The organism is Streptomyces cucumeris, assembly GCF_024295805.1.
In the GTDB taxonomy this organism is placed as follows: domain Bacteria; phylum Actinomycetota; class Actinomycetes; order Streptomycetales; family Streptomycetaceae; genus Streptomyces; species Streptomyces cucumeris.
Map to the genome: position 1 here is coordinate 103,038 of NZ_JANCLX010000003.1, position 10,937 is coordinate 113,974.

At 71.9% G+C, this 10,937-nt stretch carries 12 protein-coding genes; 3 read left to right on the top strand and 9 right to left on the bottom strand.

Going from position 1 to position 10,937, the window contains the following annotated elements:
* The 4 genes from NMK44_RS05770 to NMK44_RS05785 form a co-directional block, all read right to left on the bottom strand.
* Positions 1-522: a 3-hydroxyanthranilate 3,4-dioxygenase gene (locus NMK44_RS05770; RefSeq protein WP_254738951.1), complete on the bottom strand. Its 522-nt coding sequence runs from the start codon at positions 520-522 to the stop codon at positions 1-3.
* Positions 519-989, bottom strand: coding sequence for a RidA family protein (locus NMK44_RS05775; RefSeq protein ID WP_254738953.1), 471 nt, complete (start codon positions 987-989; stop codon positions 519-521). The genes NMK44_RS05770 and NMK44_RS05775 overlap by 4 nt, the downstream gene beginning before the upstream one ends.
* Positions 989-1,753 carry a 2-keto-4-pentenoate hydratase gene (locus NMK44_RS05780; protein WP_374215237.1) on the bottom strand — a complete coding sequence of 255 codons (765 nt, stop codon included), beginning with the start codon at positions 1,751-1,753 and terminating at the stop codon, positions 989-991. The genes NMK44_RS05775 and NMK44_RS05780 overlap by 1 nt, the downstream gene beginning before the upstream one ends.
* A gap of 87 nt (positions 1,754-1,840) precedes the next feature.
* Complete coding sequence (locus tag NMK44_RS05785; RefSeq protein WP_254738955.1) at positions 1,841-3,313, bottom strand: 2-hydroxymuconic semialdehyde dehydrogenase; 1,473 nt, start codon at positions 3,311-3,313, stop codon at positions 1,841-1,843.
* A gap of 252 nt (positions 3,314-3,565) precedes the next feature.
* Here NMK44_RS05785 and NMK44_RS05790 point away from each other — a divergent pair, with 252 nt between their 5' ends.
* On the top strand, positions 3,566-4,894 hold the full coding sequence (locus tag NMK44_RS05790) for an MFS transporter (protein ID WP_302887835.1): 1,329 nt from the start codon (positions 3,566-3,568) through the stop codon (positions 4,892-4,894).
* 43 nt (positions 4,895-4,937) lie between these two features.
* On the opposite strand, the gene NMK44_RS05795 is transcribed toward NMK44_RS05790, so the two are convergent.
* Positions 4,938-5,867, bottom strand: a complete 930-nt coding sequence (locus NMK44_RS05795; protein WP_254738957.1) for a LysR family transcriptional regulator — start codon at positions 5,865-5,867, stop codon at positions 4,938-4,940.
* 143 nt (positions 5,868-6,010) lie between these two features.
* Between NMK44_RS05795 and NMK44_RS05800 the strand changes: the two genes are divergently transcribed.
* The gene (locus tag NMK44_RS05800; RefSeq protein ID WP_254738959.1) at positions 6,011-6,811 is read left to right on the top strand and encodes a glycine betaine ABC transporter substrate-binding protein; all 801 of its coding nucleotides are present in this window, start codon (positions 6,011-6,013) and stop codon (positions 6,809-6,811) included.
* An 83-nt stretch (positions 6,812-6,894) separates the two neighbouring features.
* On the top strand, positions 6,895-7,377 hold the full coding sequence (locus NMK44_RS05805; protein ID WP_254738961.1) for a VOC family protein: 483 nt from the start codon (positions 6,895-6,897) through the stop codon (positions 7,375-7,377).
* A gap of 98 nt (positions 7,378-7,475) precedes the next feature.
* Here the strand turns inward: NMK44_RS05805 and NMK44_RS05810 are convergent, their stop codons facing one another.
* From NMK44_RS05810 to NMK44_RS05825, 4 genes are read right to left on the bottom strand one after another with little or no spacing between them, the layout of a single operon-like run.
* Complete coding sequence (locus NMK44_RS05810; RefSeq protein WP_254738963.1) at positions 7,476-8,033, bottom strand: NADPH-dependent FMN reductase; 558 nt, start codon at positions 8,031-8,033, stop codon at positions 7,476-7,478.
* Entirely contained in the window at positions 8,030-9,112 is a 1,083-nt protein-coding gene (locus tag NMK44_RS05815) for a MupA/Atu3671 family FMN-dependent luciferase-like monooxygenase (protein ID WP_254738965.1), read from the bottom strand. The genes NMK44_RS05810 and NMK44_RS05815 overlap by 4 nt, the downstream gene beginning before the upstream one ends.
* 58 nt (positions 9,113-9,170) lie before the next feature.
* Positions 9,171-10,685, bottom strand: coding sequence for an MFS transporter (locus NMK44_RS05820; RefSeq protein ID WP_254738967.1), 1,515 nt, complete (start codon positions 10,683-10,685; stop codon positions 9,171-9,173).
* A gap of 8 nt (positions 10,686-10,693) precedes the next feature.
* Entirely contained in the window at positions 10,694-10,915 is a 222-nt protein-coding gene (locus NMK44_RS05825) for an MbtH family protein (RefSeq protein ID WP_254738969.1), read from the bottom strand.
* Between the last annotated feature and the right edge of the window lie 22 nt (positions 10,916-10,937).

A 10,937-nucleotide genomic window follows, 5' to 3' on the forward strand; every position in this document is an offset into this window, starting at 1 on the left:
TCAGCCCTTCCCGGGGTGCGGGGCGCCGCAGGCGGGGCAGGTGCGGGCCCGCTCGTCGCGGTAGAACGCCTCGAAGACCGGCGGCAGATCGGCCACGATGTCCCGGACCTGGAGTTCCACCTCGTGCACCGGTGCATGGCAGGCGACGCAGTACCAGCGGAACTTCTCCAGGGTGCCCTCTTCCCTGACCCGTTCGATGACCAGCCCCACCGAGTCCGGGTCGGGGCGCTGCGGGGAGTGCGGGACATTGCCCGGGAGCAGCCAGCACGAGCCCTGGGGGATGTGCACAGTGCGCGGACCGTCCTCAGTCATCAGGTTGACATGCATATCCCCCTTGACCTGGTAGAACCACTCCTCGTACGGGTCGATATGGAAGTCGGTGCGCTGATTGGGGCCGCCGACGACCTGCACGATGAAGTCATCGCCGAGCGCCATCGTCCGGTTGTTCACCGGGGGTGTGAGCAGATGGGCGTGGTCGGTGATCCAGCCCTGGAAGTCGATCACTTCGGGGATGCGGGTCATGGGGACTCCTTCGCGGAGGAAGTGTCGGAGGGGGTGTCGGAGGCCGGGGCGGCGGCGGACGGCACATGGGCCACGGCCTGGATCTCGATGAGCAGATGGGGGTGGGGAAGCTGGTGCACGGCGACGGTGGTCCGGGTGGGACCACTTTCGTCGAAGTACCGGCCGTACACCTCGTTGTAGCCGCCGAAGTCGTTCATGGAGACCAGGTAGCTGGTCACCTGCACCAGATCGGAGAGGCCGGCGCCCACATCGGCGAGGATGTCGCGAATGTTCTCGATGACCGCGGCGGTCTGCGCCCGGATGTCGAGGTCGGTGGTGCCCGTCTCATCGGCGCGGACCCCGGCGAAGGTGTTGTCCGGCCGCCGTGAGCTGGTGCCGGAGACATAGACGAACTCCCCGGCCCGGCGCAGATGCGGGAACCGGCCCCGGGGCGTGGCCTTCCCGGGGACGACGCGTGCCCTGTCCATCACACCCCCCGCACGGTGACGGCGCCGAGGCCCTCGACCTCGGCACGGGTGGTCCCGGCGGTGAGCGGCACCGCGGCGGTGGCCGCTCCGGCGAGGACCACGTCCCCGGCCCGCAGCGGGATCACCCGGCGGTGGCAGATGTCCCGCAGCGCGCGCAGCGCCCGGGCGGGGTCGCCGAGGATCGCCGAGGTGGAACCGGTGGTCTCCTGGATGCCGCTGGTCAGTACGACCTTCAGGTCGCGCAGGTCCCGCGGCGGGCTCCAGGGGCCCAGGACGTAGGCGGCGGCGGAGGTGTTGTCGGCGATGACGTCCTCGTAGGTGAAGCGGAAGTCACGGTAGCGGGAGTCGATGACCTCCAGCGCGGGAGCCACCGCGTCGACGGCCGCCAGGAGGAAGTCCGTCGGGTCCCCGGGGTCCACATCGCGGCCGAGCCGGTAGGCGATCTCCGGTTCGACCTTGGGGTGGATCAGCCCCCCGAGCGCGAGGTCCCCGTCGTCGGTCACCCGCATGGCGTCGGTGAGCCGTCCGACGATGACCTCGCTGACGCCCATCTGCGCCATCTTGGCCTCGCTGGTGAAGCCCAGTTTGACCCCGGTGAGCCGTTCACCGCGGGCCCGCCGCCGGGCGACCAGGGCCCGTTGGACGGCGTACGCGCCGTCGACGTCCAGCCGGTGGGTGTCGGTGAGACTGGGGACGGCGGTCCGGGTGGTCCGCGCGGTGTCCAGCCGGTCGGCCAGCGCCGCCGTCGTCTCTGTTGCGTCCACGATCACTCCTCCTCGCCGCCCGCCCGTCGGGGCGGCGGCTGGTCCGTCGGTCCAGGCCGGGTCCGGGCGCGGACACGCGCCGGGGCATCACAGCCGGACGCATACATTGGTGGGCTCGGTGTAGAAGTGGAGCGAGGCGTCGCCGCCCTCGCGGCCGAGGCCGGACAGGCCCGTCCCACCGAAGGGCGCGCGCAGGTCGCGCAGGAACCAGGTGTTGACCCAGGCCGTGCCGACGTCCATCGCCTGGGCCACCCGGTGGCCGCGTCGCAGGTCCCGTGTCCAGACCGAGGCGGCCAGTCCGTATTCGGTGTCATTGGCGAGTGCCACGGCCTCCTCCTCGGTGTCGAACGGGAGCAGTGCGGCCACCGGGCCGAAGATCTCCTCGCGCACCGGCCGGGCGGTGTGGTCAAGACCCGTCCAGAGCGTGGGCTCGAACCAGGAGCCGCCGTCCAGGCCGTCGCCCAGTGTGGGAACGCCACCGCCGGTGAGGACCGTCGCGCCCGCCCGTTCGGCCAGTTCCGCGTAGCCGCGCACCTTCTCCCGGTGGGCCGTGGAGATCAGCGGTCCGGTGGTGGTCGCCGCGTCGGCGGGGCGGCCCAGCCGCAGCGCGCGGGCCCGTTCCACCAGTCCGTCGGCGATGTCGGCGAACACCTCCCGCTGGATGTAGACCCGCTCGGTGCAGAGGCAGACCTGCCCGGTGTTGGAGAACACCGAGCGGGTCAGCCCGTCGAGGGTCTCCTCGAGGTCGGCGTCGGCGAAGACCAGCGCCGCGTTCTTGCCGCCGAGTTCGAAGGAGACCGGCCGTACCCGGGGCGCCACGGTCCGCATGACCTGGGCGCCGGTCGCCGAGGAGCCGGTGAAGGTGACGCCGTCGATCCCGGGGTGGGTGGTGAGGTGTTCACCGGCCGAACCGGGCCCGAAACCGTGCACCACGTTGTACGCGCCGGCAGGCAGACCCGCTTCGGCCAGTACCCCGCCGAGCAGCGCCGCGGTGCCCGGCGTCTCCTCGCTCGGTTTGACCACCACGGTGTTGCCGCAGGCCAGGGCCGGGGCCACCTTCCAGGTGAGCAGCAGCAGCGGCAGATTCCACGGGACGATGACCGCGACCACGCCGAGGGGTTTGCGCACCGCGTAGTTGAGGGCCCGGCCACCGTCCGGCAGATCGGTCAGAGATGACTCCTGACCGGCCGCGGCCACCAGGTCCGCGAAGGTGCGGAAGTTGGTGACGGCGCGGGCCATGTCCAGCTCGCGGGCCTGGGTGACGGGTTTGCCGGTGTCCGCGACCTCGGCCGCGGTGAACTCCTCGCGGCGCTCCTCGATCAGGGCGGCCGCCCGCCGCAGCACCTCGGTGCGCTCCCGCACCGGAGTGGCCGACCAGCCGGGCAGCGCACGCCGGGCGGCCGTCACGGCGCGGTCCACCAGAGGGGCACCGGCCTCGTGGACACGGGCGTGGACATGTCCGGTGGCCGGGTCGATGGCGTCGAAGCCGTGGCGTTCGTCGGGTTCGACGAGGTGTCCGTCGACGAAGTTGCGGATCCAGCGCGGGGTGGGTGCCGTCATGGCTCCCACCCTGGAACCCGTGGTCATGCCTGACAAATGACCTTCTCGTGGTCCGCTATACCGGTTTTTGCATGGCGGGTCCGGGGCGTGGCGCTTCCCGGCCGGGCGGACCGGGCGGCGGCTTCTGGCCGCCCGCTATAGCGAAACCGCTATGGCGGCGCCCCGCTTCGGTATTTGTGCGTCATGTGCGGTGCCGTGAGGATCCAGCGATACACAGCCCATCGCCCGCCGCCACCAGCGAGAGGTCTCCCCATGAGCACCGCAGCACGGCCCCCCGGGGGCGTGAGCAGAACGGCGATCGCCACCCTCGTCGGCACCACACTGGAGTGGTATGACTTCTTCCTCTACGGAACCGCCGCCGCCCTCATCTTCAACCAGCAGTTCTTCCCCTCCCTCAGCCCCACCGCCGGTACCCTCGCCTCCTTCGCCACGCTCGCCGTCGGGTTCATCGCCCGGCCACTGGGCGGACTGGTCTTCGGACACTTCGGCGACCGGGTGGGCCGCCGCGCCACCCTGGTCGTCTCGCTGCTCCTGATGGGGCTGGGCTCCACGCTCATCGGTCTGGTCCCCACCTACGACACCATCGGGCTGTGGGCCCCCTTCCTCCTCGTCGTGCTGCGTGTCGTGCAGGGCATCGGGCTCGGCGGTGAGGGGGCGGGCGCCACCCTGATGTCGATGGAGCACGCCCCGGCCGGGCGGCGCAATCTGTACGCGGGCTTCCCGCAGATGGGCACCCCGGCCGGACTGGTCGTCGCCAACCTCGCCTTCCTCGGGACCAACTCCCTCGCGGGGGACGCCGCGTTCACCGCGTGGGCGTGGCGGATCCCGTTCCTGTTCAGCGTCGTGCTGGTGGCGGCCGGGCTGGTGATACGGCTGCGGATCGAGGAGTCCCCCTCCTTCGCCCAGGTGCGGGAGCGGGGTGAGGTGGCGCGCTTCCCGCTCGCCGCGGCCCTCCAGGTGGGTGTGGTCCGGCTGGCACTGACCCTGCTCGCGGTGGTGGCCAACTCCGCCGTCGCCTATGTCTTCATGGTGTTCACGCTGTCCTACGGCACCCAGCACGCGGGCTACGACAAGCAGTTCCTGGTGCTCGGGGTGAGCGGGGCCGCCGTGCTGTGGTTCGCCACCATCCCGCTGTGGACCGCCGTCGCCGACCGGCACGGACGGCGCACCATGTTCCTCGCCGGATCGGCCGCCGTCCTGGTGTGGTGCGCGGTGTTCTTCCCGCTGCTCGACACCGGGAACAACGCACTCGCGCTGGTCGCCCTCGCCGGAATGGGCCTGATCATCCCGGTGACGCACTGCGTCCAGGGCGCCATCATCGCGGATACCTTCCCCGCCCGGGTCCGCTACTCCGGCTCGTCCCTGATCCTCCAGGCGGGAGCCGTCCTCGGGGGCGGACTGGCCCCGATGATCTCCACCGCCCTGGTCGGCCCGGACGCCTCCTCGGCCGGTGTCACCTGGTATCTCGTGGCCATCTGCGCACTGAGCCTGGCCGGTGCGGTGGTGCTGTTCCGCACAGTCCCCGAGACACGGCCGGGTGCCGGAACCGCCCGGCTCCCCGAATTCGCCTCGGAGGCATGACCGGCGCCCCCGTCCTGACACCACGGCATCCGGCGCCGGCCGGTCATTCCGGCGGGGCGGTGCCGTCGACGCTCGCGCGGACATGGGCCGGGATCAGCTCGCACTCCTCCGCGACGAGGTCGAGGAAGGCACCGGTGACGGAGTCCGGGCTGCTGTGGGTGTACGCGGTGAGCGTCCTGCGGATCGGCGGATCCGGGCGGAAGAGCCGGCCCGTGAAGTCACCGGGGACGTTGTTGCCGGGGACGAGGGAGAGTCCCATCCCGGAGGCGGCGAAGTTGGCCGCGAAGGGCGCCTGTTGGGTGCGTACGGCGACGCGCGGCCGGAAACCGGCGGCGGTGCACGCCTGATCGAGCACATCGGCCAGGCCGCTGGTGGGGGTGAAGTGGACCCATTCGCGCTCGGCGAGGTCCGCGAGGCGCACCGAGGTTCCGGAGACCCGCTCGACCAGCGGGTCGTCGGCCGAGGTGACCAGGAAGAACTCCTCCGTGCCGAGGTAGCGGACGGTTCCCTGCCACGCGGGCGGCGGCGGGCCGATGGCGACGTCCGCCTGGCCCGCGCCCATCGCCTCCGCCAGTTCGTTCATGTGCTGGTGCTCGAAGAGGGTGATGCGCATGTCGGGGTGGCGGGAGCGCCATACGGTGAGGACCTTGGGCAGCACCCCGTAGCTGATCGAGTAGAGCGTGGCCAGCTGGAGATCGCCGGAGGCGAGGCCGGTGGCACGGCGGGCCGCCGTCATCGCGCGCCGGGCGTCGGCGATGGCCGCGCGCGCCAGGGGCAGCATGGCCCGCCCGGCGGCGGTCAGCCGGACCCCGCGCGGCAGCCGTTCCACCAGTCGTCCGCCGACCTCCTTCTCCAGGGCCTGGAACTGGTGCGACAGTCCGGGCTGGGTGATGTTCAGGCCGGTGGCGGCACGGGTGAACGACCCCTCGTCCGCGATCGCGATGAAGTACTCGAGCTGACGCAGCGTAGCCATGCGCTCAGCTTATCGATCCGACAAAATCCTGTCCTTGGACGCATGGGCCACGGGTGGTGCAGGCTGATGGCACACGGGAAACGCCGGGAACGGCGGCCCCCGCCGCACTTCCCCCTCTCCCCCTTCTCCGAACAGGAGCCGTCGTGCCCGAACCGTCGCGCCCTCCGTCCCTCACGGTGGGTAACATCGCCCTCTCGTTCCACCGTGCGGCCGCCGCGGTCGTGCGCCGGGTTCTGGAGGACGCCGGGCACGAGGTGCACGGTGTCGAGGCGCCGCACGAGCAGCTCTTCGGCCTCCAGGCGGCGGGGGAGATCGATCTGCTCGTCTCGGCCTGGCTGCCCGCCAGCCACGGCACATATCTGGCCCGGTACGAGGACGAGGTCCAGGTACTGGACCCGCACTACGCGCCCTACTGCGTATGGGCCGTGCCCCCGTACGTACCCGTCGAGGCGGTCGCCGAGGTCGCCGACCTGGCACGGCCGGAGGTCGCCGACCGGATGACCCGGACCCTCGACGGCATCAACGCCGGGGCGGGTATCAGCCGCTTCTCCGCCCGCATGATCACGGAGTACGGGCTCGACCGGTCGGGCTACGCGTTCCGGCCCGGCACCGAGCAGTCCTTCATCCACCGGGTGGAACGCGGTATCGCCGAGCGGGAGTGGTTCGTCATCCCGATCTGGCGGCCGCAGTATCTGAACCGCGTGCACGGACTGCGCCCGCTGGCCGAGCCCAAGGGACTGCTCGGCGGCACGGACGCGGCACGTCCGGTCGTCACCAGGACCGCCCTGACCACCATCGCCCCGGCCGCCCTGGAGCGGCTGCGCACCCTGCGCCTCGGCAACGACGGTATCGAGGCGATCGACGAGCTGATCAACGTCGACGGGCTCACCCCGCTGGACGCCGCCGACCGGTATCTGCGGGACGCCGAGCGCACGGCCCGCTGACCGGCTCATGACCCCCGGCGGGCCACCGGACCCCACGGCCCCGGCCCGCCGTCACCACCACACCGCACACAGGAGACCGACCCATGTCCACCGACTCGCTCAACCAGGGCCTCGACCACATCGCCCTGCGCGCCTACGACATCGACGCCACCGTCCGCTTCTACACCGACGCCCTCGGGTTCCGGTTCCTCAGCGAGTGGGCCGCGCCCGAGGCGGGTGTGCACCGCTGTGTGTTCCTGGACGCCGGTGACGACCGGATCATCGAGATCTTCGATGCCGCCTCCACCCCGCCCGGCGGATCGGCCGGCCCGCTCTCCCCGGACGCGGCCCGCCCGAGCGACGAGGAGCGGGCGCTGCACGCCGCGCTGGTCCACTTCGCGGTGCGCACCGCTGACCCCGCCGAGCTGTTCCGGCGCGCGGTCGAGGCCGGGGCCAGGCCGCTGATGGCACCGGCCGAGGTCGAGGCCAAGGGCAGCACCCCGATGACCCTTCAGGTCGCCTTCGTCCACGGCCCCGACGGTGAGGTCATCGAGTTCATCAAGCGGCCCGCGCTGCGCGACGCGTAGCCCGGACGGCACCACGCGGTACGAGCGGGGGCCGGGAACACCGACGAGGTGTTCCCGGCCCCCTTCCGCCGTAGCGGCGGCCCGCCCCGGGGCCGCGGTCACACCAGTGACGCGGGGGCCTCACGGAACGCCCTGATCAGCGGCGGCAGTTCGGCCAGCCCGGCGTCGATCCGGCCGCGCAGCGCCTCGGCCGCCTCGGGGCGGGCCAGTTCGGACCGCTCGGCCACGATCTGGGTGGGCGCGGACCAGCCGCCCAGCGCACGGACCACCGATCGCAGGTGGTCACAGGCGGTGGCGCCGTTGTAGAGACTGGCCGCCGCGGAGGCGAGCAGCACCGGTTTGCCGCGCAGCGCGGTGGACGGCAGGTGGTCCAGCGCGTTCTTCAGGGCGCCCGACAGACTGCCGTGCTGCACCGGTGTGGTGAGGACGACCGCGTCGGCCTCCGCCACCTCCTTCAGCAGCCGGCGGACGTCGAGATCCTCGAAGAGCTCACCGGAGACATAGCGCTCGGGCGCCAGCACGGGCAGCGCGAGCAGGGCGCGGTCCAGTTCCCGGGTGTCGAACCCGACGCCCTCCGCACGGTCGCGGATGAGCGCGGTGAGCCGGTGGCAGCCGGAGACGGCCGCGGTGGTGCCGGAGATGAGACACAGTTTCATCGGGCGCTCCGCACGTCGTCGCCACCGCGCTGCCGGTCCCAGGCGGCGCGCAGCTCGCCGAGGTGGTCCAGTCCGGCCAGTACCTGCCCGGGTTCGACACCGAAGTCGATCAGGCAGGCGATCTCGTCCACACCGATGGCCTCCAGCCGCGCCAGCAGCGGAAGGGTGTCTTCCACGGTGCCGAAGAGACCGCCGGTGGAGAAGTAGCGGTCGAACGACCGCTGGACGAGGAACTCCGTGTCCTCGGGGTCGAGGTCTTCGGGATCGACACCCGGCAGGATGTCCCCGGCCGCCTTCATGATCAGGCCGAGGGAGCTGCGGATGTACTCGCTGAACGGCTCGCGGACGGTCTCGCGGACCGCGTCCTTGTCGGTGCCGAGGAAGGTGTGCAGCATCAGCGCCACCTTGCCCGCCGCGGGGTTGCGGGCGCCCTCGTCCGCGGGCAGATGCGCCCGGTACTCGGCGATCTTCTTCTCCAGGTCGGGCAGTTCCTGGCCGAGCAGATGGGTCAGCAGTCCGTAGCCGCGGCGCCCGGCCTCCTGGAAGGTCTGCGGGCTTCCGGCGCTGGTCACCCAGACCGGCAGCCGGGGCTGGACGGGCCGGGGGAAGGTGCGCACCTCGGCCGGTTCCCCCTCGCCGTCGGGCAGGGTTATGGACTCCCCCTGCCACAGGCGCTCGACGGTCCCGATGGTGTCGGTGAGGACGGTGCGGCGGTCGGCGTAGTTCTCCGGGCGGAGGATGAAGTCCCTGGCGTGCCAGCCGGAGGCGAACGAGAGCCCGACCCGGCCTCCGGAGAGGTTGTCCACGACCGACCAGTCCTCGGCCAGGCGCACCGGGTGGTGCAGCGGGCCGACGACGCTGCCCGCCCGGATGCCGATCCGTGACGTGACGGCGGCCACGGCGGCGCCGGTCACCGCCGGGTTGGGATAGGGGCCGCCGAACTCGTGGAAGTGGCGTTCGGGCGTCCAGACGGCGCTGAAGCCGTGCCGGTCGGCGAAGCGCGCGCCGTCCAGCAGGAGCTGGTAGCCGTCGGCACCGGCCTCCTGGCCGGCCGCGAAGTAGAAGAGGCTGAAGTCCATCGGATGCTTCTCCCTGAAGTACTGAGGCGTTCCGGGTGGGGCGGGGTGGGGCGGCGGGTCAGCCGCCGGCCGCCTCGGACGTCGCCTCCGGGCCGGGCAGCGGGGCCGCCGTCTCCTCCGCGGGCCGTGCGGCCGGCCGCACTCGGACGGCGAGGGTGGCGGCGGCACCGGCCAGCATGATGGCGACGGGCAGCAGATAGGTGATGCGGATGGCGGTGGTCATATCGGTGCGGTCGAGCTGGGTCTGCAACAGCGCACCGACGGCCGCGCTGCCGAGCAGACTGCCGCACAGCCGGGTGGTGTTGAACAGTCCGGATGCCGCCCCGGCCATCGCGGGGTCGATGTCCTGGAAGGCGACGACGCTGGCGGGGGCGAAGGCCACGCCCATGCCGACGCCGACGAACACCAGCCCGGGGAGCGCGGCGGCGGGCCCGGAGTCGGCCCGGATCAGGGCGGCGATGAGCGCGATGCCCCCGGAGAACGAGAGCAGCCCGGTGATCATCACGTACTTGCCGCCGAACCGGTCGGTGAGCCGTCCGGAGTACGGGGCCAGGAACACCGACACCAGGGGGGCGACGGCGATCACCAGCCCGGCGCGGAACGCGGACAGGTCCTGGACCTCCTGGAGGTAGAGCCCCGTCAGCAGCAGCATGCCGCCGAGTCCGCAGGGCAGGACGCACACCACCGCGGACATCAGGGTGAAGTTGCGGTTGCGCAGCATCGCGAAGGGCACCAGCGGATCGCTGTCCTGGCGGCCCCGCTCGACCAGGAAGAACACCCCGAGCACCAGCAGTCCGGCGACGACCAGGGCGGGAACGGTGACCGGGCCCCACACCGTGCCCCAGTTGTGCGACTCGCCCTCCAGCAGCCCGTAGACGATGGCGAGCATGGCGACCGACAGCAGGACCGATCCCACGATGTCGATCCGCGGTCTGCCGCGGCTGGACAGCCGGGGGACCGAGAGCAGCACCAGGGCACCGCCGATCAGGCCGATCGGGATGTTGATGTAGAAGATCCAGCGCCAGCTCAGCGAGGCCACCAGCATGCCGCCGACGGTGGGTCCGGCGGCCGCCACGATGCCCGCGAAGGAGCCCCAGATACCGAGCGCCGCGCCCCGCCGCTCGGCCGGGAACATCTGATTGATGATCACCAGCGTCTGCGGGGTGAGCAGGGCGCCGCCGACGCCCTGGAGCGCGCGGGCGGCGATGGCCTGTCCGGGGTCCTGGGCGAAACCGCAGGCGGCGGAGGCCAGGGTGAACAGCAGCAGACCGGCCAGGAACACCCGGCGGGAGCCGAACAGGTCGCCGAGGCGCCCGCCGGTGACCAACAGCACGGCGAAGGACAGCAGATACGCGTTGATCACCCACAGCACCTGGGTGAGCCCGGTGTCCAGCCCGGTGGTGATGGCGGGCACCGCGACATTGACCGCGGTGGTGTCGAGCAGTACGACGGCCTGCGCGAAGCAGACCGCGAACAGCGCGAACCACGGCCTGCGCATCCGCTCCCGCGCCGTGGCGAGCGGCCCGGCGGGCGCGGCGGCGCGGGTGTCCGTCCGCTCCTGGCTGTTGGTCATGGGGACTCCTAGGAGCGTGCGGCGTCGGTGGCGCGGACCAGGCTGAGCGGTCGCATATCGGTCCAGTGGGTCTCGATGTGGTCGAGGGCATCCTGACGGCTGGCGGGCCCGAAGGCGGTGTGCCACCCCGCGGGTGCCTCGAGGGTGTGGGGCCACAGGGAGTACTGGCCCTCGTCGTTCACCAGGGCGAGGAAGGGGGTCTCCGGGTCCTCGAACGGATTGGTCTGCATGGCCGTCCTTCGTATGGGTGCG

Excerpts from the sequence above, each read along its gene's own strand:
- NMK44_RS05770 (WP_254738951.1), bottom strand. The coding sequence starts at position 522 with ATGACCCGCATCCCCGAAGTGATCGACTTCCAGGGCTGGATCACCGAC.
- NMK44_RS05775 (WP_254738953.1), bottom strand. The coding sequence starts at position 989 with ATGGACAGGGCACGCGTCGTCCCCGGGAAGGCCACGCCCCGGGGCCGG.
- NMK44_RS05785 (WP_254738955.1), bottom strand. The coding sequence starts at position 3,313 with ATGACGGCACCCACCCCGCGCTGGATCCGCAACTTCGTCGACGGACAC.
- NMK44_RS05790 (WP_302887835.1), top strand. The coding sequence starts at position 3,566 with ATGAGCACCGCAGCACGGCCCCCCGGGGGCGTGAGCAGAACGGCGATC.
- NMK44_RS05795 (WP_254738957.1), bottom strand. The coding sequence starts at position 5,867 with ATGGCTACGCTGCGTCAGCTCGAGTACTTCATCGCGATCGCGGACGAG.
- NMK44_RS05805 (WP_254738961.1), top strand. The coding sequence starts at position 6,895 with ATGTCCACCGACTCGCTCAACCAGGGCCTCGACCACATCGCCCTGCGC.
- NMK44_RS05810 (WP_254738963.1), bottom strand. The coding sequence starts at position 8,033 with ATGAAACTGTGTCTCATCTCCGGCACCACCGCGGCCGTCTCCGGCTGC.
- NMK44_RS05815 (WP_254738965.1), bottom strand. The coding sequence starts at position 9,112 with ATGGACTTCAGCCTCTTCTACTTCGCGGCCGGCCAGGAGGCCGGTGCC.
- NMK44_RS05820 (WP_254738967.1), bottom strand. The coding sequence starts at position 10,685 with ATGACCAACAGCCAGGAGCGGACGGACACCCGCGCCGCCGCGCCCGCC.
- NMK44_RS05825 (WP_254738969.1), bottom strand. The coding sequence starts at position 10,915 with ATGCAGACCAATCCGTTCGAGGACCCGGAGACCCCCTTCCTCGCCCTG.